Annotated in this window: 25 protein-coding genes; 8 read left to right on the plus strand and 17 right to left on the minus strand. The window is 63.9% G+C overall.

What is annotated here, in order from left to right; genetic code table 11:
* Positions 1–81: 81 nt before the first annotated feature.
* From C7A17_RS18755 to C7A17_RS18775, 5 genes are all read right to left on the minus strand, one after another.
* A complete protein-coding gene (locus C7A17_RS18755) occupies positions 82–1,185 on the minus strand; it encodes an enoyl-CoA hydratase/isomerase family protein (protein ID WP_106743036.1) in 1,104 nt (367 codons plus the stop codon).
* Between the two features lie 37 nt (positions 1,186–1,222).
* Positions 1,223–2,041 (minus strand): enoyl-CoA hydratase, encoded by an 819-nt coding sequence (locus C7A17_RS18760; protein ID WP_106739439.1) that lies wholly within the window; start codon positions 2,039–2,041, stop codon positions 1,223–1,225.
* 57 nt (positions 2,042–2,098) lie between these two features.
* On the minus strand, positions 2,099–3,262 hold the full coding sequence (locus C7A17_RS18765; protein WP_106739440.1) for an acyl-CoA dehydrogenase family protein: 1,164 nt from the start codon (positions 3,260–3,262) through the stop codon (positions 2,099–2,101).
* A gap of 6 nt (positions 3,263–3,268) precedes the next feature.
* Positions 3,269–4,516, minus strand: a complete 1,248-nt coding sequence (locus tag C7A17_RS18770) for an ABC transporter substrate-binding protein (protein WP_106739441.1) — start codon at positions 4,514–4,516, stop codon at positions 3,269–3,271.
* A 253-nt stretch (positions 4,517–4,769) separates the two neighbouring features.
* Entirely contained in the window at positions 4,770–6,266 is a 1,497-nt protein-coding gene (locus C7A17_RS18775) for a CoA-acylating methylmalonate-semialdehyde dehydrogenase (RefSeq protein ID WP_106739442.1), read from the minus strand.
* A gap of 125 nt (positions 6,267–6,391) precedes the next feature.
* Between C7A17_RS18775 and C7A17_RS18780 the strand changes: the two genes are divergently transcribed.
* Positions 6,392–7,273: an AraC family transcriptional regulator gene (locus tag C7A17_RS18780; RefSeq protein WP_106739443.1), complete on the plus strand. Its 882-nt coding sequence runs from the start codon at positions 6,392–6,394 to the stop codon at positions 7,271–7,273.
* Between the two features lie 95 nt (positions 7,274–7,368).
* Here the strand turns inward: C7A17_RS18780 and C7A17_RS18785 are convergent, their stop codons facing one another.
* Positions 7,369–7,782 (minus strand): PaaI family thioesterase, encoded by a 414-nt coding sequence (locus tag C7A17_RS18785; protein WP_106739444.1) that lies wholly within the window; start codon positions 7,780–7,782, stop codon positions 7,369–7,371.
* Positions 7,783–7,884: 102 nt separating this feature from the next.
* The gene (locus C7A17_RS18790) at positions 7,885–8,700 is read right to left on the minus strand and encodes an HDOD domain-containing protein (protein ID WP_106739445.1); all 816 of its coding nucleotides are present in this window, start codon (positions 8,698–8,700) and stop codon (positions 7,885–7,887) included.
* A 148-nt stretch (positions 8,701–8,848) separates the two neighbouring features.
* On the opposite strand from C7A17_RS18790, the gene ung reads away from it, so the two are divergent.
* The 3 genes from ung (at position 8,849) to C7A17_RS18805 (ending at position 10,670) form a co-directional block, all read left to right on the plus strand.
* Entirely contained in the window at positions 8,849–9,538 is a 690-nt protein-coding gene (ung, locus tag C7A17_RS18795; RefSeq protein ID WP_106739446.1) for a uracil-DNA glycosylase, read from the plus strand.
* 86 nt (positions 9,539–9,624) lie between these two features.
* Positions 9,625–10,206 carry a DJ-1/PfpI family protein gene (locus C7A17_RS18800; protein ID WP_106739447.1) on the plus strand — a complete coding sequence of 194 codons (582 nt, stop codon included), beginning with the start codon at positions 9,625–9,627 and terminating at the stop codon, positions 10,204–10,206.
* Positions 10,207–10,367: 161 nt separating this feature from the next.
* Entirely contained in the window at positions 10,368–10,670 is a 303-nt protein-coding gene (locus tag C7A17_RS18805) for a ribbon-helix-helix domain-containing protein (protein WP_106739448.1), read from the plus strand.
* 241 nt (positions 10,671–10,911) lie between these two features.
* Here C7A17_RS18805 and C7A17_RS18810 read toward each other — a convergent pair whose 3' ends face one another.
* From C7A17_RS18810 to C7A17_RS18845, 8 genes are all read right to left on the minus strand, one after another.
* The gene (locus tag C7A17_RS18810; RefSeq protein ID WP_106739449.1) at positions 10,912–12,408 is read right to left on the minus strand and encodes an ATP-binding protein; all 1,497 of its coding nucleotides are present in this window, start codon (positions 12,406–12,408) and stop codon (positions 10,912–10,914) included.
* On the minus strand, positions 12,405–13,061 hold the full coding sequence (locus C7A17_RS18815; protein WP_106739450.1) for a response regulator transcription factor: 657 nt from the start codon (positions 13,059–13,061) through the stop codon (positions 12,405–12,407). Before C7A17_RS18815 ends, C7A17_RS18810 begins: the two co-directional genes overlap by 4 nt.
* Before the next feature lie 27 nt (positions 13,062–13,088).
* Positions 13,089–13,739 carry a tetratricopeptide repeat protein gene (locus C7A17_RS18820; protein ID WP_106739451.1) on the minus strand — a complete coding sequence of 217 codons (651 nt, stop codon included), beginning with the start codon at positions 13,737–13,739 and terminating at the stop codon, positions 13,089–13,091.
* A gap of 11 nt (positions 13,740–13,750) precedes the next feature.
* Positions 13,751–14,542, minus strand: coding sequence for an SDR family oxidoreductase (locus tag C7A17_RS18825; protein ID WP_106739452.1), 792 nt, complete (start codon positions 14,540–14,542; stop codon positions 13,751–13,753).
* A gap of 4 nt (positions 14,543–14,546) precedes the next feature.
* Complete coding sequence (locus tag C7A17_RS18830; protein ID WP_106739453.1) at positions 14,547–15,206, minus strand: TenA family transcriptional regulator; 660 nt, start codon at positions 15,204–15,206, stop codon at positions 14,547–14,549.
* Positions 15,203–16,651, minus strand: a complete 1,449-nt coding sequence (locus C7A17_RS18835) for an AMP-binding protein (RefSeq protein ID WP_106739454.1) — start codon at positions 16,649–16,651, stop codon at positions 15,203–15,205. The genes C7A17_RS18830 and C7A17_RS18835 overlap by 4 nt, the downstream gene beginning before the upstream one ends.
* Positions 16,635–17,324 (minus strand): thermostable hemolysin, encoded by a 690-nt coding sequence (locus C7A17_RS18840; protein ID WP_106739455.1) that lies wholly within the window; start codon positions 17,322–17,324, stop codon positions 16,635–16,637. Before C7A17_RS18840 ends, C7A17_RS18835 begins: the two co-directional genes overlap by 17 nt.
* A gap of 124 nt (positions 17,325–17,448) precedes the next feature.
* Positions 17,449–17,847, minus strand: coding sequence for a nuclear transport factor 2 family protein (locus C7A17_RS18845; protein WP_106739456.1), 399 nt, complete (start codon positions 17,845–17,847; stop codon positions 17,449–17,451).
* Between the two features lie 112 nt (positions 17,848–17,959).
* On the opposite strand from C7A17_RS18845, the gene C7A17_RS18850 reads away from it, so the two are divergent.
* Genes C7A17_RS18850 through zapE form a run of 3 tightly spaced genes read left to right on the plus strand, consistent with a single transcriptional unit; the run spans position 17,960 to position 20,546 of the window.
* The gene (locus tag C7A17_RS18850) at positions 17,960–18,550 is read left to right on the plus strand and encodes a GNAT family N-acetyltransferase (protein ID WP_106739457.1); all 591 of its coding nucleotides are present in this window, start codon (positions 17,960–17,962) and stop codon (positions 18,548–18,550) included.
* Complete coding sequence (locus tag C7A17_RS18855; RefSeq protein WP_106739458.1) at positions 18,547–19,431, plus strand: carbon-nitrogen hydrolase family protein; 885 nt, start codon at positions 18,547–18,549, stop codon at positions 19,429–19,431. Before C7A17_RS18850 ends, C7A17_RS18855 begins: the two co-directional genes overlap by 4 nt.
* The gene (gene zapE, locus C7A17_RS18860) at positions 19,428–20,546 is read left to right on the plus strand and encodes a cell division protein ZapE (RefSeq protein WP_106739459.1); all 1,119 of its coding nucleotides are present in this window, start codon (positions 19,428–19,430) and stop codon (positions 20,544–20,546) included. Before C7A17_RS18855 ends, zapE begins: the two co-directional genes overlap by 4 nt.
* On the opposite strand, the gene C7A17_RS18865 is transcribed toward zapE, so the two are convergent.
* Positions 20,541–21,869, minus strand: a complete 1,329-nt coding sequence (locus C7A17_RS18865) for a beta-galactosidase (protein WP_106739460.1) — start codon at positions 21,867–21,869, stop codon at positions 20,541–20,543. The two genes, zapE and C7A17_RS18865, sit on opposite strands and share 6 nt — an antisense overlap.
* A gap of 227 nt (positions 21,870–22,096) precedes the next feature.
* Positions 22,097–22,651 carry a cysteine hydrolase family protein gene (locus C7A17_RS18870; RefSeq protein WP_106739461.1) on the minus strand — a complete coding sequence of 185 codons (555 nt, stop codon included), beginning with the start codon at positions 22,649–22,651 and terminating at the stop codon, positions 22,097–22,099.
* Positions 22,652–22,746: 95 nt separating this feature from the next.
* Here C7A17_RS18870 and C7A17_RS18875 point away from each other — a divergent pair, with 95 nt between their 5' ends.
* Positions 22,747–23,721, plus strand: a complete 975-nt coding sequence (locus tag C7A17_RS18875) for a GlxA family transcriptional regulator (protein WP_106739462.1) — start codon at positions 22,747–22,749, stop codon at positions 23,719–23,721.
* Positions 23,722–23,724: the final 3 nt, after the last annotated feature.

The following is a 23,724-nucleotide window of genomic DNA, read 5'->3' on the forward strand; positions in this document are numbered from 1 at the left end:
GCGCGGTGCGCATCCCTTGTCATTGTTCGAGCTCTCCCGGCTTGCACCCGGGCTGGTAGGGTGTGCTGTGCGCACCGGGTGTTACAGATCGGTCAATGGATGTTCGCCCTCCCATGCCGCGGTGAAGTGCCCGTCGATCACGGCTGGCGGGATCGCGGCGACGTCCGGCCAATGCCAACGCGGCGTCTGATCCTTGTCGATCAGGCGGGCGCGCACGCCTTCGGGAAATTCCGGGTAGCGGCAACAGTTAAGGCTCATGGCGTATTCCATGCGGAACACCTCGGCCAGCGATAGATGGCGGGCGCGACGAATCTGTTGCCAGACCAAGTGCGCGGTCAGTGGGCAGCCATGGGCGAGAGTCTTGGCGGCGCGTGCGAGCAGGGCGTCTTCGTCCTGCTGCAGGACGCTGATGGCGGATACGGCAGCGGGCAGGTCGGCGACGTCGAGCAACTCGTCGATACGTTCGCGGCGTGATAGCCACTGGGCGCTCGGTAGCTCCGGCCGCGCTTGGTTTTCCAGCGCCCGCAACAGACTGTGCAACTGAGCGTCGGGCTGCTCGCGCCAGTTCAGTTGTACCAGGCCGGTCAGCAGGGCGTCCTGCTGGTCGTCACGCAGGAAGCGGTCTGCGAGGTTCAGATCCAGCGCATCGCGGGCATTGATGCTGGCAGCGGTGAGGCCGAGAAACAGCCCAAGGCGACCTGGCAGGCGGGCAAGGAACCAACTGCCGCCGACATCCGGGTACAGGCCGATATTGATCTCCGGCATGCCCAGGCGACTGCTCGGGGTGACGATACGGATGCCGGCACCCTGCATCAGGCCCATGCCACCGCCCAGCACGTGCCCGTGCGCCCAGCAGATGAAGGGTTTGGGGTAGGTGTGGATGCGGTGGTCGAGACGGTATTCATCGGCAAAGAAGTGCCGCGCCAGGGGCGGCACTTCGCCAGGATGTTCGCGACACTGGTTGACCAGTTGCACCACGTCGCCCCCGGCACAGAAGGCCTTGGGGCCGTTGCCGCGCAACACGACGCAGGCGATCTCAGGGTCGTCAGCCCAGGCCTTGAGGCGGTCGTCGAGCGCCTTGATCATCGGCAACGACAACGCGTTGAGGCTTTTCTCGGCGTCCAGGGTGGCGATGCCGATGCGGTAGCCGTGCAGGCTGGGGCGTTCTTCGAAGGTCACATTCATCATTGGGGTTCCTGGTGTGCGTGGTGCACCCTACGGATCACTTGTTGCGCCACTGCGGGTCGCGCTTTTCCAGAAAGGCATTGACGCCTTCACGGGTGTCGTCGGCGTCGAACAGGTCGACGAAACGCTCGCGCTCTTCTGGCAGCCAGGTGTTTGCGCCGCGCTCGCGTGCGCCTTGAATCAGCGGCTTGATGGTGCGTACCGCCACCGGGCTTTGTCGCGCCACCTTGGCTGCCAGCAGCAGGGCAGTGCCGCGTGCTTCGCCGGTGTCCACCACCTGCTCGACCAGACCGATACGCAGGGCAGTTTCAGCATCGATGCGCTCGCCACAGAGAATCATGCGCTTGGCCCAGCCTTCACCCACCAGCCAGGGCAGCGCCTGGGTGCCGCCGGCGCAGGGCAAGAGGCCCACGGCGGCTTCCGGCAGGGCCATCTGCGCCTGCCGTTCGGCGATGCGGATGTCGCAGGCCAGGGCGCACTCCAGGCCGCCGCCCATGGCGTAGCCGTTGATCGCGGCGATGGATACGCCACGGAAATCGCGCAGGGTTTCGAAGGCCTCGCCGAAGCGTCGTGCCATTTCGCGGGCGCGGGCCTTGTCGCCGTCGGCGAACATGTTCAGGTCGGCGCCGGCGCTGAAGAACTTCGGCCCCTGGCCGGTCACCACCAGGGCGTAGACCTCGTCGTCGCGGTTGAGGTGTTCGACCACCTGCTTGAGGCCGATCAGCGAATCACGGTCCCAGGTATTGGCTGGTGGGTGGTTGATGGTGATCAGCGCAGTGTGACCATGCTTCTCCACGGTGAGCTTGTGGGTCAGGTCGAAGATGCCGGATTTGTAGGTTTCCAGTGCAGTGCTCATAACGATTCCTCGTCGATTATCTTCCCTTTTCCATTCATGGGAGAGGGTATTAAGCGGTTACAGCAAGTGATCGAGCATGCCGCCTTGCTGCAGCAGGCGGCGGGCGACGATCACCCGCATGATTTCGTTGGTACCTTCCAGTATCTGGTGCACACGGGCGTCACGCACCCAGCGCTCCAGGGGGTAGTCATTCAGATAGCCATAACCGCCGTGCAGTTGCAGGGCTTCGTTGCAGACAGCGAAGCAGTGGTCGGTGGCGAAGCGCTTGGCCATGGCGCAATACAGGCTGGCTTCGCCATGCCCATGGTCGAGTTTGTGTGCGGCCAGGCGCACCATCTGCCGGCTGGCGGTGAGGTCGGTGAGCATGTCGGCCAGTTTGAATTGCAAAGCCTGGAACTGACTGAGCGGCTTGCCGAACTGCTTGCGTTCCTCGACGTAGCGCAGGCTCTGTTCCAGCGCTGCCTGGGCCGCCCCCAGCGAGCAGCTGGCAATATTGAGACGGCCACCATCGAGGCCTTTCATGGCGTAGACGAAGCCTTCGCCTTCCGGGCCGATGCGGTGGCTGGCGGGAATACGCACGCCCTCGAAGGTGATGGTGCGGGTCGGCTGCGCCTTCCAGCCCATCTTGTCCTCGTTGCGCCCGTAGCGTACGCCGGGGGCGTCGGCGGGTACCAGGAAGCAGGAGATACCCTTGGCGCCGTCCTCGCCGCTGCGCGCCATGACGATCAGCACGTCGGTACTGCCGGCGCCGGAGATAAAGCACTTGCTGCCGTCGATCACGTAGTCGTTGCCGTCACGGCGCGCGCGGGTACGCAGGTTGGCCGCATCGGAGCCGGCGTCCGGTTCGGTCAGGCAGTAGGAGGCCAGCGACTGACCGGAAATAAGCCCCGGCAACCAGGCGTCCTTGAGCGCCTGGTCGGCGAAGCTGGCGAGCATCCAGGTGGCCATGTTGTGGATGGTCAGGTATGCGGTGGTGGCCACGCAGCCGGCCGCCAGCTGCTCGAAGATCAGCGAACTGGAGAGCCGCGACAGGCCCAGGCCGCCATCCTCTTCGGCGATATACAGGGCCAGATAACCCTGTTCGGAGGCGCGGCGGATCACCTCGACGGGGAAGTGATGGTCACGGTCCCAGTCGGCGGCGTGGGGCGCCAGTTCCCGCGTGGCGAAGGCGCGGGCGCTGTCGGTGAGCAGGCGTTGTTCATCACTGAGTTCGAAGTCCATGGCATCTCATTGCAAGGTCGGGGGTTGGCCGCCGGCACGGCGCTCGGCCTGCCATTGCGCGAGGCTGGGCAGCGCGCTGCTGGCATCGAGGCGGTCGACGATTTCGAAGTAGTCCTGCTTGAGCGGATCCTTGAGCACCTCGTCACGCGATTTCACCCGCACGGCGTAGACCGTCTGCAGGTTCTGGTGATCGAAGGCGCGCCATTGCTGCTCGTCTTTCAGCAGGGTGTAGCGGTGGCCTTCCAGCGCCTTGATCAGCGCTTCACTGTCGAGGCTGTTGGCACGTTTGGCGGCATCGGCCCATTGCTGGACGATGCTGTAGGCCGAGGCGGCCGAGCTGGAGGGGTACATCTCGTAGCGGCTCTTGAAGGACTGGACGAAGGCTTCGCCTCGCACCGATTTTTCCAGCGCCGGCACTCGCCATGTCCAGGGTTCGGTGCCGACCACGCCCTGCATCAGTTCCGGGCCTGCCTGTTCGACCATGCTCTGGGTCAGGTTGGGCGCGACGATCTGCATGCGCTCGGTCAGGCCCAGATCCTTGGCGATGCGCATGGCGCGCACCAGGTCTTCGCCGAACAGTACCAGGGCGAGGATGTCGGCATTACTGGAGGCCGCCTGGGTCAGGGCATCGGTATAGTCGGCCAGGCGGGCGCCGGGGAAGGGCACGCGCACACTGGCATGCTGGCCGACGTCATCGGTCACTGTGGCGTGGCGCAGCGATGCCTCGCTGGTATGGCCCCAGGTGTAGTCGGCGGTGACGTAGAAATAGCGCTTGTTCGGCTGGGTCTTGCTCAGGTACTGGCCGAGCACCTGGGCGCTCATCCAGGCGTTGTTGCATTCGCGGAACATGTAGCGGTGGCCGTCCTTGCCGGTGGTGTCGTTGGAATAGGTGAGGGTGCCGAAATACAGCAGCCCGTGTTGCTTGGCGCGTTTGCCCGCAGCGATGGCGACGGCGCTGGAGGCTCCGCCGAAGAGCATCGCCGCGCCCTCGGCAGCCAGCTTGTCGACGTTCTTCTCGGCCTTGGCCGGACGCGAGGCAGTGTCCTTGCTGGACAGGCGCAAAGGCCGCCCCAGCACACCGCCGGTGGCGTTGATTTCATCGATGGCCAGCAGGGCTCCACGCATCTGCGCCAACCCCTCCTCTTTATAAGGGCCGGTGCGCGGGTAGTTGAGGCCGAGGGTGATCGGCTCGGCAGCCTGCGCACAGGCGGTGATTCCGGCCCACAGGGCCAGCGTGGCAGTCAGTCGGCGCATTGCAGTGCTCCTTTATTGTTGTTCTGCAGGGCACTGTTTTACGCCGCTTGGCTAGTTCGGGTGATCGTCTATTGGTCTAAGAACCTGTTCACGATTTGCTGCGCGTCGGCCCTACTGCGTTAAAAACAGGCTGGAGCGCCAGCCCGGTCGGACTGCTCATTTACAGTTTGTAAACTGTGCGTCCTCGCCTGTTTTTGCCTTGCATGGCTCTAGCTCGCGAGATCGTGAACAGGTTCTAAGAGTTATCCCGTTCTCATTTCAGTTGAATGGTCATGTTCGGCCCGGCCTCCAGTGGCGTGTCGTCGAACCAGCGACTGGTGACTGTCTTGGTCTCGGTATAGAAACGCACCGCCTGTTTGCCGTAGGCGTGCAGGTCGCCGTAGAACGAGCCTTTCCAGCCGGTGAAGGAGAAGAACGGCAGCGGCACCGGAATCGGTACGTTGATGCCCACCTGGCCGACTTCAATCGCATGCTGGAAGTGCCGCGCAGCGCCGCCAGAGCGGGTGAACAGGCTGGTGCCGTTGCCGTAGGGGCTGGCGTTGACCAGTGCGATGGCCTCTTCGAGGCTGTCTACCTCCATGCACACCAGCACCGGGCCGAAGATTTCCTCGCGGTACAGGCTCATCTTCGTTGTCACCCCGCGGAACAGGGTCGGGCCGACCCAGTTGCCATTCGGGTAACCCTCGACCGTGCACTGTGAGCCATCGAGCAGGCACTCGGCGCCTTCGGCTTTGCCTTCGTCGATCAGGCGCAACACGCGCTGGCGCGCCTGCGGGCTGATCAGCGGGCCGTAGGCGGCACCACTGTCCTGCCAGTGGCCGGGGCGCAATGCGGCCATCTGCTCGGCCAATTCGTCGATCCACTGTTTCGACTCACCGACGAACACCGCGACGCTGATCGCCATGCAGCGTTGCCCGGCCGCGCCGCAACTGGCGCCGAGCAGGTTGCTGATCACCTGATCCTTGGGCGCGTCCGGCATGATCACCATATGGTTCTTCGCCCCGGCGAAGGCCTGCACGCGCTTCAGGTGCTGGGTGCCGGTGCGGTAGACATGCTGGCCCACCGTCACCGAGCCGACGAAGGACACCGCACGCACGGCCGGGTGTACCAGCAGCGCATCGACCTGCTCGCGGCCGCCATGCAGCACCTGCAGCACGCCGGCCGGCGCGCCGGCCTCGATGAACAGCTCGGCCAGGCGATTGGGCGTCAGTGGATCCTGCTCGGAGGGTTTGAGGATGAAGGTATTGCCGCAGGCGATGGCCAGCGGAAACATCCACAGCGGAATCATTGCCGGGAAGTTGAATGGGGTGATGCCGACGCACACACCCAGGGGCTGGATCCAGCTGGCGGTGTCGATCTCGCGGGCGACGTTCTCCACCGTTTCTCCCATCATCAGGCTGGCGATGTTGGCCGCGTGTTCGGCCACTTCGATACCACGCCAGACGTCGCCCTTGGCATCGGCGAAAGTCTTGCCGGTTTCCTGGGCGAGGATTTCCGCCAGCTCGTCGTGATGTTCCTTGAGCAGGTGCTGGTAGCGCAGCATCAGGCGGGCACGTTCCGATACCGGCACCTCGCGCCAGGCGAGGAAGGCTTTCTGCGCACTGGCCACTGCCGCCTCGATTTCCTCGGCGGTGGCCTTGGGGGCGAGCGCTATCACCTCCTGGGTGGCCGGGTCGGTGACTTCGATCAGCTCATGCGCCTGGCTGGTTTGCCATTGGCCGTCGATCAGTTGCGGCAGGGTACGGGGCATGTTCACCTCCTGTTGTTCTTGTATGGGCTCTTTATAGCCACTCGCTACCCGTTTGTGGATTGACGATCTTGGCCTTGGGATGGACGATCTTGTGATTCGATTCGCTGATTTAGGGGATAAGGCTCATGGGCTTGCGCGTGGAGACTTCCAATTGGCCGCTGCCACTGGGCGGGCAGCGCTTCATCACGCCGCCGCGTTTGCGTCGTCTGCTGGCTCGCCATCCGCTGAGCCTGGGGTGCTATCCATTGGCCATCGGCTTTTATCCGGATGCGGTCGAGCACCAGATGCGCCGCGCGCAACCCGACGATCATCTATTGATCTATTGCCGCTCCGGCCAGGGTTGGCTGGAAACGGCGGATGGACGATTCGAGGTCAGCGCTGGCGATCTGCTGCTGTTGCCCAAGGCTGTCGCGCATGCCTATGGCGCCGATGCGCAAAGCCCCTGGACGATCTACTGGGTGCACTTCGACGGTAGCCTCAGTGAGGACTTCCTGAGCCTGCTGGGTACGCAGTCGCTGCGGCGCATTGGTGTGCAACCCCGATTGCTCGGCGACTTCGAGGCGCTGTTGGGCTTGCAGCGCCAGAGCCTCAACGCCTTGCCCTTCATCCATGCCGCGCACCGTTTGCAGGCGATGCTCAGCTCCCTGGCGGTGCTGCCGGCACGGGTCAACCTCAAGTCCGGACGGGTGCTGGATATCGAGGCGGTGCAGGCGGTGATGCGCGAGCATCTGCACGACAGTCTCAACCTCGATGAGCTGGCCGCCCAGTTCAAGCTGTCGCGCTTTCATTTCGCCAAGACCTACCGTGCGCTGACCGGCCACGCGCCGATCCAGGACTTCATCCAGTTGAAGATGGCCCTGGCCTGCCGCCTGCTCGACCGTGGCGATATGGAGGTGCGTCAGGTGGCCGAGCAACTGGGCTATGACGACCCCTATTACTTCTCGCGGCTGTTTCGCAAGGTGGTGGGCATGGCGCCCAGTCACTACCGGGCGTTGCACCAGGGGTAGATAGGCGAGGGCACGTAGCATGCCCGGCGCGGAGGTAGCCCGGATGCAATCCGGGGGGCGGTCGGCGGATTGTTCGCTTCGCTCCTGAATCCGCCCTACACCCGAGCGATGGTGGCCAGGCCGGTGGCTACGAGCTTTTCCTGACGATCCTTCACTGCGAACACATCGGCTCTGCATACCGCCTGGCGCTGACCGGCCTTGAGCACTTCGGCCCGGCATATCAGTTTTTCACCAAGTGCTGGCGCGAGCAGGTTGAGTTTGTACTCGCTGGTAACGACGTCGCCGACCATCGAGGCTGCTGCCCAGGCGCACCCGCTATCGATCATGAAACCGACTACCGCCCCATGCATATAGCCGTGATGCTGGCACAGGTCAGGGCGGCTATGTACCTGCAAGCTGACCCGGCCAGGCTCGAAGTCGAGTAGCTCAGCGCCGAGCAGTTGGGCGAATGTGGAGTGGGCAAGTGCTTGTTCCAGGCGCTCGCGGCTTATACCGGTAGAAGCGTTCATGAGGATTCCTGCGATGTGAATGGCAGGTGAGTCTTGTAACGCTTCACTGGGTAATCAAGGCGCATCCAGGTTGCTGATGGGGTGTCATCAAGAGGCACGTTCTCAGGCCAGCATGCGCAGCCACAGTTGCTGCTCGTCCTGCAGCGTTTCGCTCAGGTTGGCCAATGGTTGTTCAAGCCCCAGGCGGCACTGCGCCGGCAGTGGCTCGGGGAGGTTCGCCGGTTGTATCTGCAACGCGCTGGCCAGCAGCACCAGGTCGGTCAGGTCGGCTTCGCCGTCGTGATCGTACAGCCATTTGTTGCGCTGCCTGGCGCATTCGACCAGCGTGGTCGGCACCTGCCAGCGGGTCAGCACCAGGGCGCCAATATCGCCGGACAGGTAATCACAAAGGCCATCCAGCGATTGTGCGTCACGCGGAAAGTCCGGCCAGTGCTCCAGCTCCGCCAATAGCGGCAGGCTGCCGATGTCCTGCAACAGACCTGCGAGCATGGCGTCATCGAGCGATTGATCGCAGCGTTGCGCCAGCACGGCGCAGAACGCTGCCCGCTCCCGTGCCTTGCGCCAGCGCTGACGAAACACCTGCTGCAAGGGCTTCTCCTTGCTGATGAACAGATTGCGCGCGGCAAAACCCAGCACCAGCGTACCGAGCTGGCGGGTGCCGAGGCGGGCGAGCAGGTCGCGCATCGAGACGCACGGACGGGCGCTGCGAATCAGCGGGCTTTCGGCGAATTGCATGAGGTAGGCGGACAGCGGTGGGTCGCTGTTGATCACGCGCGCCAGTTGCTCCAATGAGGTTCGCGGGTCTTCCAGCAGTTGGCGGATGCGCATGGCCGCTTCCGGCATCTGCGGCACCTTGGCCTGTCCTTTGAGAAAACGGGTGAGCAGGGCGAAGCGAATGGCTTCGGGGGACAGCGACATGATGGCAGGGACTTCCGTGGAACCGCAGCGGCGTACTGAAATGCTAGCAGAGCCGTTGCCGAAAGCCGATGCGGCGCCACTTGCCTTGACTTGCTGGAAACCCTTCTCTAGCGTGCCTGCACTTGTTTTGAGCCAGCAGGAAAACCGCATGACCGAAGATCGCATCAAACTCGAAGCCAGCTGGAAGCACGCGCTGCGCGAGGAGTTCGACAAGCCTTACATGAGCGAGCTGCGTGAGTTCCTGCGTGCGGAAAAGGCTGCCGGCAAGGAGATTTACCCGCCGGGACCGCTGATCTTCAATGCCCTCAACTCCACGCCGCTGAACCAGGTGAAGGTGGTGATCATTGGCCAGGATCCTTACCACGGCCCCGGCCAGGCCCACGGTCTGTGTTTCTCGGTGCAGCCCGGCGTGCAGACGCCGCCGTCTCTGGTGAACATCTACAAGGAGCTCAAGCGCGACCTGAACATCGATATCCCGTCGCATGGCTACCTGCAAAGCTGGGCCGACCAGGGCGTATTGCTGCTCAATACCTCGTTGACCGTCGAGCGCGCCAATGCTGGTTCGCACGCGGGCAAAGGCTGGCAGTTCTTCACCGACCGGGTGATCGAAGTGGTCAGCGAACATCAGCCCAAGCTGGTGTTCCTGCTCTGGGGCAGCCATGCGCAGAGCAAGCAGCGCCTGATCGATCCGACCAAGCATCTGGTGTTGCGCTCGCCACACCCGTCGCCGCTGTCGGCGCACCGTGGCTTCATCGGCAATGGCCATTTCAGCCGCTGCAACCAGTTCCTGGTGCAGAACGGCATGGCCCCCATCGAATGGCAGGTGCCGGCGCTGTAAGCCTGCAACGTAGTACCCGGTTGTTACCAGAGGGCGGGCAGGGCGGCGAATAATGATTTCGCTCCACCCACCTTCAGGAGACGATCATGGCTGCCAAGAAGATTCTCATGCTGGTCGGCGACTACGCCGAAGATTACGAAACCATGGTGCCGTTCCAGGCACTGTTGATGGTCGGTCACACGGTGCATGCGGTGTGTCCGGGCAAGACCGCCGGACAGACGGTGCGTACCGCCATTCACGATTTCGAGGGCGACCAGACCTACAGCGAGAAGCCAGGGCACAATTTCGCCCTCAACTTCGATTTCGCCAAGGTTCGCGCAGAGGACTACGACGCCTTGCTGGTACCCGGCGGCCGCGCCCCCGAGTACCTGCGCCTGAATGCCGAGGTAGTCGCCCTGGTCAAAGCTTTCGCCCAGGCTGACAAACCCATCGCTGCGGTTTGCCATGGCCCGCAACTGCTGGCCGCAGCCGGCATTTTGCAGGGCCGTGAGTGCAGTGCTTATCCGGCCTGTGCGCCGGAGGTGGGGCTGGCAGGCGGCACTTATGTGGAGATTCCGGTGGATCAGGCGCATGTGCAGGGCAATCTGGTCACGGCACCGGCATGGCCCGCGCATCCGGCCTGGTTGGCTGCGTTTCTCAAGGTGCTGGGCACGGAAATCCGTTTGTAACTCACCTTGGCCCGCATGCCGTCCGGACAGATCGGTTAGCGGGTTCCCGGATTTCATCCGGGCTACGATGTATAGGTCAGCGTAGCCCGGATGCAATCCGGGGGGCATCATTCGCGCGTTTCCCGCAGCACGACCCGATCCACCTTTCAGGAGCACGACCGATGTGCGAACTCTATGTAAAGGCCGACCCCATCCTCTATGAGTCCCGCTCGCGTTCGCTGCGTATCCGCGGCGTGGTGACCACTTTGCGCCTGGAGAATCAGTTCTGGGACATCCTGCGCGAGATCGCCGAAGTCGACGGCATGACCACCAACCAGCTGATCGCCAAGTTGTACGAAGAGGTGATGGATTTTCGCGGCGAAGTGGTCAACTTCGCCTCCTTCCTGCGCGTCAGCTGCACCCGTTACCTGGCGCAGAAGGCTGGGCGTCAGGTGCCATTGCGCGTGGTCGGGACAGCGGGCTAGAACCTGTTCACGAGCTACTGCGCGTCGGCCCTACTGCGTTAAAAACAGGCTGGAACGCCAGCCCGGTCGGAAGCCGCTTGCGGCTAACGCATTTTAGTGCGGCCCCGGAGGGGTGAGCGAAGCGAGTCATGCTCATTTACAGCTCGTAAAGTCGACTGCGACTCCGACCGTTCCTCGCCTGTTTTTGCGGGGCCGCCATCGGTGTTGTATGGCTCTAGCTCGCGAGATCGTGAACAGGTTCTTAGGCGCTGTGCTCGATGGCAGAGCGCTGGCGCGGCAGCCTGACGCTGACGCGCAGGCCGCCCAGCGGAGAGTCGTCGAGGGCGATGTTGCCCTGATGCAGCTCTACAACGCGGCGCACGATGGACAGGCCGAGCCCGGCACCCTGGCCTTCGCCGATACGGAAGAAGCGCTCGAACAGGCGTTCGCGCAACTCCGGTGGTACACCGGGGCCGCTGTCGTGCACCTGCAGCACCAGGTCATGGGCATTGGCCAGCAAGTGCACCTGAATGCAGCCACCTACCGGGGTGTACTGCACGGCATTGCTCACCAGGTTCTGCAGCAGAATGCCCAGGCTCGGGGCATCGGCTGGTAGCTGATAGTCGGCGGGCTCCTGAGCATCGAGAATCAGTTCCTGCTGGCGATTGAGCGCCAGTGGCGTCAGCTCGGCCAGTTCACTGCGCAGGAAGGCCAGCAGGTCGAGGTCACTCATGTTCAGGCGCACGCCATTGGGATCCAGTCGCGCCAGGGTCAGCAGCTGCGCGACCACACGGGTAGCACGGTCGACACCGCTACCCAACTGTTTCAGTGCCTCTTCGCGGTCGCCGGCATCCGGTGCTTCCAGCGCGTTCTGGGCATGGATGCGCAGCACCGCCAGGGGCGTGCGCAATTCGTGAGCAGCATCGGCGATAAAGCGTTTTTCCTGTTCCAGCAGCTGGTTGACCTGCATCAGCAGGCGGTTGAGCGCGGCGGCCATCGGTTCCAGCTCATTGGGCAATGGCGGGAAGACCAGCGGCGCCAGGTTGTCCGGGGCGCGGCCGCGAATGGCATCGGCCATGCGTTTGAGTGGATACAGACCCCAGCCCACGGTCAGCCACAAAAGAAGGCCGACGATGGGCAGGCCGATCAGCAGCGGTTGCAAACTGCGTTTGGCGATCTTGTCGATCAGCTCGCCGCGCACGTCCTCGCGCTCGCCAGCCAGCACCCAGTGGTAATCGCGGCTGTCATGCAGCACGAACACGCGCCAGTTGTGTTCGCCGATGGTCAGGGTGTGATAGCCGATCAGGTAGCGGGCCAGCTGCGCCAGGCGCTGCTGCATCGGCTGGTCGTTGTCCGGCAATGCCAGGCCGAGCTGCTGGATCATGTCGTTGAGCAGACCCGGCGGGGCGCTGGCGGACTGGAACAGCAGCTCGCCATCGTCGTCGAGCATTTGGAAGGCCAGCTTGCCTTCGTATTCGTGGCCGAGCAGGTTGTCCGGGTTGCGCGCGCTGTGCAGCAGCAGCGCTTCGTCGAGCACCGCCTGCATCTCACGCCGCTCGTTCTCGGTGAGGTCGTGGCGCACCAGGCCCATGAGCAGGCGCGCGGTCTGCGACAGCTGGGCATCGAACAGCTCGCGTACTTCGTGCACGGAGTCGTTGTAGATCTTGTGGCTGATCAGCCCGAAGCTGCCTGCTACCAATAACAGAAGCAGGGCGAGCAGGCGGGTGCGGATGGAGCCGAAGGTCTTCAGCAACCTCATTTGTCCACCAGATAACCAACGCCGCGCACGGTGCGGATCAGCTCCGGAAAGAATTTCTTGCGCAGGTGGTGCACGTGCACTTCCAGGGCGTTGCTTTCCACTTCCTCGTCCCAACCATAGAGTGCCTGTTGCAGCTTGTCGCGGGTCAGCACGCGACCGGGCTGGATCAGCAACTCGTGCAGCAGGAGGAATTCCTTGCGCGGCAGGTTGATGGTCTGGCCCTGGTATTCGACCACCTGGCTTGCCGGATCGAGGCGGATGCCGCGGTATTCCAGCGCCGGTTGCGGGCGCTGGAAACTGCGGCGCAGCAGGGCGCGCAGACGTGCCTTGAGTTCGGCCACGTCGAAGGGTTTGATCAGGTAGTCATCGGCGCCGGCATCGAGGCCCGCAATACGGTCGCTGGTGGCATCACGCGCAGTGAGTACCAGCACCGGCACCGGGTTGGCATTGGCGCGCAGGTGCTTGAGCACCTGCAGGCCATCCATGCGCGGCAGGCCGAGGTCGAGAATGGCCAGCTCGAAACTCTCGTGGCTCAGTGCATGCAGGGCGCTGGCGCCGTCCTGCAGCCAGTCCACGGTGTAGCCTTCGGGTTTCAGCGCGGTGCGAATGCCTTCGCCCAGGGCCTGATCGTCTTCGACGAGAAGAATGCGCATGGCAACTCCTGTAGGGATGCGTCCGGTTTACTGGAGTTTACGCTCGACTTGCTGCAAAAGCGCCGTGGCTTCGGCACGACGGCCCTTGTCGGCCAGTTCGCGGCCAGGGCGATCCTTGGCGGCCAGGGCTTTCTCCAGCGCGGCGCGGGCTTCTTCGTAGCGTTTCTGCCGTTGCAGGAAGTCGCCGTAGAAGTAGTTGGGGTCGAGGCCTTCCGGGTTGATCGCCAGGGCCTGCTGCAGCATTTGCTCTGCCTTTTCGTCATCGCCGAAGCCGATCGGCCAACCGGGTACCTGGTAGTACAGGCTGCCAAGACTGGTGTAGGCCGAGCCGGCCAGGGCCTGTGGGTCGATGGCCAGTGCCTGCTCCAAGCTGGCCTTGGCTTCCTTGACCAGGCCCAGGGCACCGAGGCCGCCTTTGGCACCCGCCTGGGTGCTGAGGATGATGCCGCGCCAGATCAGCAGTTCGGGTGCCTTGGGCTCGCTGACCAGCGCTGTGTCGGCTTGCGTGACGAGCTTGGCGAACGCCTCTTCGCGCTGCTTCTCCGGCGTCTGGTAGTTGATTTCGGCCCAGCGTGTCTGCAACTGGTGCAACTGCGCCTCGCCTCCTTCACTGAGGGCAAAGGCGGGCAGGGCGGCGAAGCCGAGTGCAGCGATGGTCAGGGTACGAAACAGGTTCACGGGCAATCTCCTCAGTGCTTGTTACGGGCAAAGCGTTGAATGATCGGCAACTGCTTGCGCAGGGCCTGGTCGACCACGCGTGGCAGCAGACCGTTGAGGCGCACGAACAGGCGTTCCGGCCAGCCCAGGTGACGTTCTTCCTGCTCGCGGCGAATGGTGTCGAGCAGTTCCTCGGCCACCTGTGCGGGGTCGTCCATGGCCACGCCCAGCTCATCGTTCATCGCTACCACGCTAGGGGCGTTCATCGACGTGCGGGTGGCACGTGGGGCGAAATAGAGGACACGCACATGGGTGTCGGCCAGCTCGCGGCGCAGTGCCTCGGAGAAGCCGCGCAGGGCGAACTTGCTGGCGCAGTAGGCGGCGAAGCCGGGGTAGCCAATGGCGCCGAAGGTGGAGCCGACGTTGATCACCAGGGCACGCCGTTGCGCCCGCAGCAGCGGCAGCAGGCGCTGGGTCAGTTGCAGCGTGGCGGTGACGTTGAGGCCGATCAGCTCGGCGATCTGCTGCTCGTCCTGCTGGTCGAGCATGCCGAAGCGGTTGACCCCGGCCGCGTTGATCAGACAGTTCAGCCCGCCGAAGTTCTGCGCCGCGGCGACCAGTGCATCACGCCCGCTGCGGGTGGTGATGTCGGCCTGTACCAGTTGCACGTTCTGCGGGAAGCGTTGCAACAGCGCTTGCAGGGGTTCCAGACGACGGCCTACCAGCAGCAGGTGGGCGCCTTCGCTGGCCAGACGATGCGCCAGGGCCAGGCCGATGCCGCCACTGGCGCCGGTAAGCAGGGCACGGCAATCCGTCGGTTGCATGACCTTACTCCTCGCCTGACAGCGGCAGGCTGCGGAACATGTCGCCGTACAGGCGGTAGACGACCTTGGCGGTGTGCACCACGGCGGCCTTGTCATCGTCGTTGTCCAGTTGGTTCATCAGCTTCTTGAAGAACTCGATGTGCTCCAGATCCAGGCTGCCGTGGGAGTTGAGGTAGCTGAAGGCCTTGTTCGGCAGCTGCAGCTTGTCCTGGATGATGCCGGCGGCCTGGGTGGCCAGGGCGATGCTGGTGCCTTCGAGCACGTTGACCATGCCGAAGAAGCTCACCGGGTTGTGCCGGGCGATGCGGTCGTAGACGTAGGCCACCATCAATTCGGTGGACATGTGCGGGGTGCCATGGCGCACCGCTTCCTTGTCGGCACCACAGGCGGCGATGTCATTGAGCACCCACTCCTGGTGGCCGGTTTCCTCCTCGATGTATTCGGCGATGGCTTCGCGAAGCCATTCCAGACGTTCCGGCAGGCGTGCACCGCAGGCCATCAGTAGCGGCACGGTGTGCTTGACGTGGTGGTAGGCCTCGGTGAGGAAGGCGATGTAGCTGCGCAGGGCGACCTGGCCGGTCATGGCCTGCTGGATGATCGGCGCACCGAGCAGGTAGTCGCGTTCGGCCTGAGTCTGGGCCAGCAGGGATTCGTAGAAGCTCATGCGTGTACTCCTTCTGCCATCAACGCTTCGATGGCGGCTTGGTAATGGGAAAACAGGGCGGCGCGGCGCAGCCGACCATTGGCCGTGGCCAGGTCGTTGCTCGTGCTGAAAGGGGCATCGGCGCGTAGCCAGTGGTGCACGCGGGCGTAGTCCGGCAGGCCTTCATTGACGGCGTCCACGGCGGCCTGCAATTGCGCGTCGGGGGTATTGGCGAAGCGCGGCACCAGCACCGCGACATTGGCCGGCAGCGCCTCGCCATGCAGCCAGGCCTGGGCAATGGGCAATTGCTGCACCAGCTCCGACTCGACCCATTCCGGGTTGACGTTGCGCCCGTAGGCCGTGATGAACTGATGTTTCTTGCGTCCGTGCAGCACCAGGAAACCGTGCTCGAAATGACCGAGGTCGCCGGTGCCCAGCCATTCACCTTGCGGCGCCGGCTCTCCGAGGTAACCGAGCATGCGGGCGCCTTTGACCAGCACTTCCTCGTCGGCCGCCAGCGTCACCTGCAGATGGCCAAGCGGCTGGCCGGTGCTGCCGATGCGGCGCTGTTCGGGTGTGTTCAGGCACACCACCGAGGCGCACTCGGACAGCCCGTAACCTTCGAAGATCGGCAGACCCAACGCGTCGGCACGCTCCAGCAACTGCGCGGAAACCCGGCCGCCACCGACGGCGACGAAGCGCAATGAGCTGGGCACCGGCAATTTGCGTTCACCGGCGCTGACCAGGGCCAACAGCAACTGCGGCAGCAGGATCAGGCTGTGCGGCTGGGCGACGTGCAGCGCCTGGAGAAAGCGCGCCAGGTCGAAGCCGCTGGCCCCGGTCAGGCCGATCTGCGCCATGGGCATCAGTTCCACCCGAGCGCCGGCCAGCAGCGGCGCGTAAACGCCGGCTATGTTCTCCAGCAGGGTCGCCAGCGACAGGATGCACAGGTGCCTTTGCACCTCGCGGCTGGCGCTGGCCCTGATCAGGCTGTCGGCCACTGCCAGTTGCGTGTCCAGATCCAGGCACACGCCCTTGGGCTGGCCGGTGGTGCCGGAGGTGTAGGTGATCTTGCAGGTATTGGCATGCAGCGTGGCGGGGTGTGCCACGCTGCGGCGATGGATATCGGCTTCCACGTTGGCGAAACCGGGGACGCCTTTGCCGATCAGACAGTCGATGCCGGCACTGTCGAGTACATGGCGCTGCTGATCGGCGGAAAAGAACGCCGGCAGCGGTACGCAAACCAGGCCCGCATGCAGCGCCGCCAGATCCCACAGCACCCAGTCGATACCGTTGTCCAGGGCCAGCGCCACGCGGTGTGCGCCGAGGGCGCGCAGGTGTCTGCCCCGCGCGGCGACTGCGCCGAGCAGCTCGGCATAGGTCAAGGTGCGTCCGCTTTCGGCCAGGGCGATGTGCGGGCCGAACTCGCCCAGGCGGGCGAAGAAGGTTTCAGCTGCAGACCACATTAGGCATGTCCTCCAGGGCATAGAGCGCTTGGTGGCCCAGGCGCGGGTAGGCACCCAGTTGCAGCAGGCGCTGATGGCCGCCGTGAATGTCGCCGGCCATGACCAGTGGGCGGCTGTCGTAGTAGCTGCCCCAGTCGGCCAGCTCATCGCCCATGCGCGCCGGATCGGCTTCACCGAGGGCGATGGGCGTCAGGCCCAGGCGCTGGAAGCTGTTGAGCAGGGTCGGGGTGCCGGTGAAGGTGACCCAGCGAAAACCCAGTGCCACCAGCAGGTCGGTCAGGGCGACGATCAGCAAACGCGCGGCACCGGGGCTGTCGGCAGCCAGGTTGCCGACTTCCACCAGCTCGCCACGGCCCGGCACGCTGTTGCCCAGGCGTGCACCGATGGCGCTCTGGATCGGCTCGTCCAGGTAACGCTCGAGAAACAGCGGGCCGCTGTTGCCGCTGCGCACGCCCACCGCGCCGAGCAACTGGCCGGTCTGGTTTTCCAGGCCGAACAGGCACGGCATGAAATGACGGATGCGTGCGCCGTGCTGCAGCTCGAAGCGCTGGCGGATGAACTGCTCCAGAACCGCGCGACGTGCGCTGCTGGGAGAAGCCAGGTGGAGTTCGTAACTGTCGCCGCGCCCGATACGGGCAACGGGACGATCATGATGCGCCCAGGGTAGTTCCATGCTCGGAACCTCGGTGATGAACCTGGGGGCGATTGTGTGAGGGGTTGGCTTAACGCTGTATTAAGCCTTTGCAGAATGTTTCGGGCGCCCTTTGGTTAGGGCACCCCTAAGCGGCATACGTCTCTCAGCCAACCTGCGCAATCCAGTCATTGAGGTTGTAGTAGTTGCTGATGCGCGCGACCTTGCCGTTCTTGATCTCGAAGAAGGCGCCGGCTGGTAGTACGTAGGTCTGGCCGTTGGCCGGAGGCAGGCCTTCGTCGTCGGCCAGGTATTCGCCGTGCACCACGAATTCGGCGGCGGCGCGGCTGCCGTCAGCGTTCTGCATCACCACGATGTCGGTCAGGCGCTCGCGGTAGCAGCGGTTCATCTTGTCCATGAAGGCGGCGAAGGTGGCCTTGCCGACCTGGCGTTCGCCCTGGTTGATGTCGTGCACCACGTCTTCGGCCAGCAGGTCGAGGAAGGCGGGCATGTCGCCGGCGTTGAAGGTGGCGTAGTAGGCCTGAACCAGTTCGGTGGCGGTCATGGCTAAGTTCCTTTCGTAGCGTGGTTAGTGGTTTGCTGGCGGGCATGATAAGTTCGCCGCTTCCCGCCGGCATAGCCGTCGGCGTCACCCTGCTGTTGGCCAACGACTGCGCATGGACATTCAGTTGCTCCACGGGGCCGCGATTGCACCCCACATCGACGACCTGGCGCGCCTGCGCATCCAGGTGTTCCGCGAGTTCCCCTACCTCTACGACGGCAACCTCGACTACGAGGCCGAGTACCTGGCCACCTACGTGCGCAGCGCCGCTAGCCTGTGCGTGCTGGTGCGTGACGAAGGCCGGGTGGTCGGCGCCTCCACGGCGCTACCGCTGCGGGACGAAACCGAGGAATTCCAGCAGCCGTTCATCGCTGCGGGTTGGTACCCGGAGCGGGTCTTCTACTGCGCCGAGTCGGTGGTCTTGCCGGCCTGGCGCGGGCGTGGCCTGGGCGTGCGCTTCTTCGCCGAGCGCGAAGCCCATGCGCGCAGGCTGGGTCGCTTCGACTGGTGCGCCTTCTGCGCCGTGCAGCGCCCGGTGGATCACCCACGCCGGCCAATCGACTACCAGCCGCTGGACGCTTTCTGGAAGCGCCGTGGCTACCGTCACCATCCCGAATTGCACACCCATTACCACTGGCGCGACCTGGACGAAGCTGAGGAATCGGCCAAACCCATGTCGTTCTGGTTGAAGGAGCTTGCCGCATGATCAAGGTCGCCGCCTGCCAGTACCACATCGAGTTGTTCACCACCTGGGAGGCTTATGCCGAGCACCTCACTGCGCTGTGCGAGGCTGCGGCCGCACAGGGCGCCGACCTGCTGCTGCTGCCGGAGTACGCCGGCCTGGTGCTGACCGGCCAGTTGCCGGAAGCCGAGCGTGGCGACTTGCACGGCTCCATCGCCGGCATCCAGCCGCTGCTGCCGCGCTGGCTGGCACTGTGCGAGAGCCTGGCGCAGCGGCTGAAAATCTACCTGCAACCCGGTTCGGTAGCCGTGCTGGACGACGACGGTATCTACCGCAATCGCGCCTGGCTGTTCGGCCCGGAAGGCTGCCTGGGCACGCAGGACAAGTTGATCATGACCCGCTTCGAAGTGGAGCAGTGGCACATCGCTGCAGGCAGTGGCCTTAAGGTGTTCGACACGGCGCTGGGCAAGCTGGGCATCCTGATCTGCTATGACAACGAATTCCCCTTGCTGGCGCATACCCTGGCCGAGGCGGGCGTCGATCTGATTCTCGCCCCCAGTTGCACCGACACCGTGGCCGGCTTTCACCGCGTGCGTATCGGCGCCCAGGCCCGTGCGCTGGAGAATCAGATCGCCGTGCTGCATTCGCCCACCGTCGGTCTGGCGCCCTGGTCGCCATCGCTGGACGAGGGATATGGTCGCGCGTCGCTGTACGTGCCGTCGGACTACGGCATGCCGGCCAGCGGCATCGTCGCCGAGAGCGAGGAGCTATGCCCCACACGCAGCCATTGGCTGATCTGCGAACTGGATCTGGATGAAGTGCGTCGGGTACGCGAGCAAGGTCAGGTGTTCACCCGGCGCGACTGGCCGCGGCAGTTCGATGACGGCCTGCTGGTGCTGCGTTGAACGCTCCGCAGACCCTGCCGGATTCACCCCAGGCCGCCTATGCGCGCGCGCTTGCAGCCGGCTTCGTGGTCGATGTCGCGCAGCGCCGTGCTGTCGAGGCGCTGCAGCAGTGCTTCGAGGCCGCGCAGCGCGGCGAACGGCCCCTTGGCGTTTACCTCTGGGGGCCGGTCGGGCGTGGCAAGACCTGGCTGATGGATAGCTTCTACAACGCCTTGCGCGTGCCGGCGCGACGCCAGCATTTTCATCACTTCATGCAATGGGTGCATCGCCGCCAGTTCCAACTGACCGGCAATGCCGACCCGCTGCGCCTGCTGGCCGAGGAGCTGGGACGCGAGGTGCGCGTGCTGTGTTTCGACGAGCTGTTCGTCAGCGATATCGGCGATGCCATGCTGCTCGGTCGCCTGCTCAGCCTGGTGGTCGAGCAGGGCGTGGTGCTGGTGGCGACCTCCAACCAACCACCGGATCAGCTTTACGCCGAGGGCTATAACCGCGAGCGATTCCTGCCGGCCATCGCCGCGCTCAAGGCGCATATGCAGTTGGTGGCGGTGGATGGCGATCAGGACCATCGCCTGCATCCCGATGCCGAGGTGCAGCGCTATTGGGTGCGGCAGCCGCATGCCTTGGATGAGCTGTTCGCTCGTTTGAGCGAGGGGCAGGTCATTTGCCGTGAGCCAGCGGAGCTGGCCCATCGCAGCGTTTCGACCCTCGGCCACAGTCCAGCAGCGTTGTGGTGCCGTTTCCGCGACCTGTGCGAGCAGCCATTGGCGGCGGTGGATTTCATCGAGTTGTGCGAGCGCTTTCCGGTCATCCTGCTCGGCGAGGTGCCATGCCTGGGCGGTGAGCAGCGTGAAGGGCGCATTGCCCGTGGCACCGAGGATGCTGCCGAACGGGTCGATGCCGGGGATCGGCAGTTGCCGGCGCTGTCGCGCAATGACGATGCGGTGCGACGTTTCATCGCCCTGGTCGACGAGTGCTACGACCGCCGTGTGCCGCTGTACATCGAGGCCGAGGTGCCGCTGGATGAGCTCTACACCCAGGGCTACCTCGGCTTCGCCTTCCAGCGCACCCTGAGTCGCCTGCGCGAGATGCAGCTGGCACGTTTTGGGCGTTTATAGCACCAGCATCTGCAACTCACGGCTGACGTTGACATTGATACCGCCGCCACTGGAGTTGACGTTCTGACTGGTGCCGCGCAGTGGGTTGTACAGCGTGCCGCTGCCGTTGCGTGGCAGCCGTACCGTGCCTGTTTCCTGCGCCCAGAACAGCCACAGCCAGCGACCATCGGCGCGCTGCCAGGCGATGCTGATCATCCCTGCCGGCGCGTTGGCGAAGGCAGGCGGATTCTGCGGAGTCAGGCGCGGACCGGTGATCTGCAGAAAGCGCTTGAGCGCCTGATAGGCTGGCTTCTCGCTGCCGTCCAGGCGCAGCAGGCCGTAAAACTGATCCCGTGGCGTAGCGCGGGCATCCAGATCGCTCAGGGCGAAGAGGAAGATACGGTCGAAATCCATCGAACTCATCAGTGCCAGGCGTCGTAGCAGATGGTCGGCCTGGCCCTGTTCACCAATGATCGGCTGCAGCTCCACCGGCCCGGCGTAGCTCGACCAGCCGAACTCGGTCGCCCAGATCGGGCCACTGCCCAGCAGGCGTAGATACTGGTTGAGCGTGTTGGCATTGGCGATGAAATCACCGGCACCCGGTATGTCGCCTTCCGCCTCCTGAGAGTAGGGGTGATAGGCGCTGACACGGCCAGGTTTGATGCTGCCCAGGTGGTACATCGATTCGAGCATGTAGCCCCCCTGTACAGGCATCTGGCTGTAGTAGGCGTGTCCGCCGATCACCTGCGTGGCGTCCGGGCGAGCCAGGCTCAGAGCATTCAGGGTGCTTTCCAGCAGTTGCTGATACTGCAGCGGGTTCTCCGCGGGGCGCCAGAAGGGTGCGATGTTCTGTTCGTTCCACACCTGCCATGCGCTGACGTAGGGATAACGACTGGCCAGGGTCGCGAAGCTGTTGGCGAACAGTTGCGGATTGGTCGGTGGGTATTGGTCTGGGTTGCTGACTCCCGTAGGCGCCGAGGTGGCGAATGGCGCTGACCCTACCATGTAGACCAACGGCTTCAGCTGTTCCTGCTCGATCACCTGCATCAGTCTGTCGAGCTCTGCCCACTGCCATTGCCCTGGCCTTGGTTCCATGCGTTCCCAATGTAAGCCGATACGGATCCATTGCAGCTCCAGCTCCTTGAGCTTGGCGATCTGCTGGCGGTAGGACTGCTCCGGGAACCACTGCAACTGGACGTTGAGGCCGAGAAAGTCGGCCCAGGTCACGCTGCGAGGCGCTTTCATCGATTGGGACGGTGCGCCGTAGGCGATCTGGCACGCCATCACTGCGCTGGCCAGCAGGCCAAGGCAGGCTGTTTTTTCAATCACGCGATAGTTGAACATGACGGCTCTCCCTGTCTGTTGCATGACCTTCTGAGCTTAGGGTAGGGGAGCTGGAGAAGCGCTTTCCAGAGCGGCTGGAGGATGAGCGGCGAGGTCATGCGACCGACGGTTGGGGCGGCGCTACTATTCGTCAAATACCCGCCATTGGAACGTTAATTTAGCGTGCATGAAGATCGAAGTGACAAATCCAGAGCGGGTTGAATTTGTCACGTTCGTTGTCGAGTCCGTCAGCGCGCAGTGTTCAGGTACTGCTCGGTAGAAACCACGCTCGCATAGGCAAAGGCCAGCGATGCCATGTAGGCCGCATGTACTTGAGTGGCCGGAACCGACAGGCCTTCGAAGTCCTGGTCGCGCGTTGCGCAGGCGTCATGTACCACGGTGGTGGTGTAACCGAAGTCGCTGCTGGCACGCGCTGCGGCGTCGATGCACATGTGGCTCATGGCGCCGATCAGGGTAACCTGTTCAATACCGGATTCATCGAGCAGAGCCTTGAGCTCGGTATCGAGAAAGGCGTTCACCTGGTGCTTGAGCACCACGGCTTCGTCTACCAGTGGCTGGACGCTGGTGTGAATGCAGGCTCCTTCGGAGGCTGGGGTAAAGAAGGGCGCGTCGTCGCTCTGGAACTCATGGCGTACGTGCACCACCTTGTCGCCAGCCTTGCGCGCAGCCGCCAGAATGCGGGCGGCATTGTCGGCAGCAGCCTCCATGCCGTGCAACGGCCATTTGCCTTCTTCGAAGTAGTCGTTCTGGATGTCGATCAGTACCAAAGCACGCTTGCTCATGTTGCTCTCCGTGGGATGATGTGGGGCAAACCTTATCGCTCCGGCTCCATGTTCGAGGATGGGCGTGGCCGACAATTTGTGGGGAAAAACTGACAATGAGCGGGCGGTGCCTGGAAATCGGGCTGTTGCTGTATCCCGGTGTGCAACTGGCGGCGGTGTATGGCCTGGGCGATCTGTTCATGGTGGCCAACAACATGGCTGCCAGCCAGGAACGTGAGGGCTTGGATCGGCTGCGTGTCAGTCACTGGCAGGTCGATGACGCAGGCCAGGTTCGGCGTGTATTCGACAGCCACCCGCAGATCGAGGGTACGCCGCAGGTTGTGATCCTGCCGCCGTGCCTGGATGCTTCTGCCGGCTACGCGTTGGAGATGACTTACTGCCGTTGGCTGGAGCACCTGCATGCTGCGGGCGTGACGCTGGCGTCGGTCTGTGCTGGCGCTTTTCCATTGGCCGAGGCGGGCCTGCTCGAAGGGCGTGCGGTGACCACTCACTGGGCGTTGGCGGGTGAGCTGGCAGAGCGTTATCCCAATGTGCAGGTCTTGCCTGAACGGATGGTGGTCGATGACGGTGATCTGATCACCGCAGGTGGTCTGATGGCCTGGACTGACCTTGGTCTGGCGCTGGTGACGCGGCTGCTTGGGCCGACCATCGCCGCCGAGACTGCCCGGTTTCTGGTGGTGGATCTCAACCGTGAGTCACAGCGCCAGTTCAGCAGTTTCGTGCCCAGTTTCGATCATGGCGATGCCGCAGTTCTAAATGTCCAGCAATGGCTGCAGGGGCCGGCGATGGTCGAGGCGAATCTGGCTGGCATGGCCGCTCGCGCGGGGTTGGGCGAGCGCACCTTTCTACGGCGCTTTCGCGCCGCCACCGGGTTGAAACCAACTGAATATTGCCAGCAACTACGGGTCAACAGAGCCCGCGACTTGTTGGAGCACAGCCGGCAAAGCATCGAGCAGGTGGCGTGGCAGGTGGGCTATCAGGATAGCGGCGCCTTTCGCAAAGTCTTTGCCCGGCTAGTGGGTTTGTCGCCAGGCGATTACCGACGTCGCTTCGGCACTACGGCGCGTTAGCTT

It is taken from the genome of Pseudomonas mendocina (assembly GCF_003008615.1).
GTDB lineage: Bacteria > Pseudomonadota > Gammaproteobacteria > Pseudomonadales > Pseudomonadaceae > Aquipseudomonas > Aquipseudomonas mendocina_C.

What these genes read in the sequence shown, in the direction of transcription:
- C7A17_RS18755 (WP_106743036.1), bottom strand. Translation starts at nt 1,185, where the DNA reads ATGAATGTGACCTTCGAAGAACGCCCCAGCCTGCACGGCTACCGCATC.
- C7A17_RS18760 (WP_106739439.1), bottom strand. Translation starts at nt 2,041, where the DNA reads ATGAGCACTGCACTGGAAACCTACAAATCCGGCATCTTCGACCTGACC.
- C7A17_RS18765 (WP_106739440.1), bottom strand. Translation starts at nt 3,262, where the DNA reads ATGGACTTCGAACTCAGTGATGAACAACGCCTGCTCACCGACAGCGCC.
- C7A17_RS18770 (WP_106739441.1), bottom strand. Translation starts at nt 4,516, where the DNA reads ATGCGCCGACTGACTGCCACGCTGGCCCTGTGGGCCGGAATCACCGCC.
- C7A17_RS18775 (WP_106739442.1), bottom strand. Translation starts at nt 6,266, where the DNA reads ATGCCCCGTACCCTGCCGCAACTGATCGACGGCCAATGGCAAACCAGC.
- C7A17_RS18780 (WP_106739443.1), top strand. Translation starts at nt 6,392, where the DNA reads ATGGGCTTGCGCGTGGAGACTTCCAATTGGCCGCTGCCACTGGGCGGG.
- C7A17_RS18785 (WP_106739444.1), bottom strand. Translation starts at nt 7,782, where the DNA reads ATGAACGCTTCTACCGGTATAAGCCGCGAGCGCCTGGAACAAGCACTT.
- C7A17_RS18790 (WP_106739445.1), bottom strand. Translation starts at nt 8,700, where the DNA reads ATGTCGCTGTCCCCCGAAGCCATTCGCTTCGCCCTGCTCACCCGTTTT.
- ung (WP_106739446.1), top strand. Translation starts at nt 8,849, where the DNA reads ATGACCGAAGATCGCATCAAACTCGAAGCCAGCTGGAAGCACGCGCTG.
- C7A17_RS18800 (WP_106739447.1), top strand. Translation starts at nt 9,625, where the DNA reads ATGGCTGCCAAGAAGATTCTCATGCTGGTCGGCGACTACGCCGAAGAT.
- C7A17_RS18805 (WP_106739448.1), top strand. Translation starts at nt 10,368, where the DNA reads ATGTGCGAACTCTATGTAAAGGCCGACCCCATCCTCTATGAGTCCCGC.
- C7A17_RS18810 (WP_106739449.1), bottom strand. Translation starts at nt 12,408, where the DNA reads ATGAGGTTGCTGAAGACCTTCGGCTCCATCCGCACCCGCCTGCTCGCC.
- C7A17_RS18815 (WP_106739450.1), bottom strand. Translation starts at nt 13,061, where the DNA reads ATGCGCATTCTTCTCGTCGAAGACGATCAGGCCCTGGGCGAAGGCATT.
- C7A17_RS18825 (WP_106739452.1), bottom strand. Translation starts at nt 14,542, where the DNA reads ATGCAACCGACGGATTGCCGTGCCCTGCTTACCGGCGCCAGTGGCGGC.
- C7A17_RS18830 (WP_106739453.1), bottom strand. Translation starts at nt 15,206, where the DNA reads ATGAGCTTCTACGAATCCCTGCTGGCCCAGACTCAGGCCGAACGCGAC.
- C7A17_RS18835 (WP_106739454.1), bottom strand. Translation starts at nt 16,651, where the DNA reads ATGTGGTCTGCAGCTGAAACCTTCTTCGCCCGCCTGGGCGAGTTCGGC.
- C7A17_RS18840 (WP_106739455.1), bottom strand. Translation starts at nt 17,324, where the DNA reads ATGGAACTACCCTGGGCGCATCATGATCGTCCCGTTGCCCGTATCGGG.
- C7A17_RS18845 (WP_106739456.1), bottom strand. Translation starts at nt 17,847, where the DNA reads ATGACCGCCACCGAACTGGTTCAGGCCTACTACGCCACCTTCAACGCC.
- C7A17_RS18850 (WP_106739457.1), top strand. Translation starts at nt 17,960, where the DNA reads ATGGACATTCAGTTGCTCCACGGGGCCGCGATTGCACCCCACATCGAC.
- C7A17_RS18855 (WP_106739458.1), top strand. Translation starts at nt 18,547, where the DNA reads ATGATCAAGGTCGCCGCCTGCCAGTACCACATCGAGTTGTTCACCACC.
- C7A17_RS18865 (WP_106739460.1), bottom strand. Translation starts at nt 21,869, where the DNA reads ATGTTCAACTATCGCGTGATTGAAAAAACAGCCTGCCTTGGCCTGCTG.
- C7A17_RS18870 (WP_106739461.1), bottom strand. Translation starts at nt 22,651, where the DNA reads ATGAGCAAGCGTGCTTTGGTACTGATCGACATCCAGAACGACTACTTC.
- C7A17_RS18875 (WP_106739462.1), top strand. Translation starts at nt 22,747, where the DNA reads ATGAGCGGGCGGTGCCTGGAAATCGGGCTGTTGCTGTATCCCGGTGTG.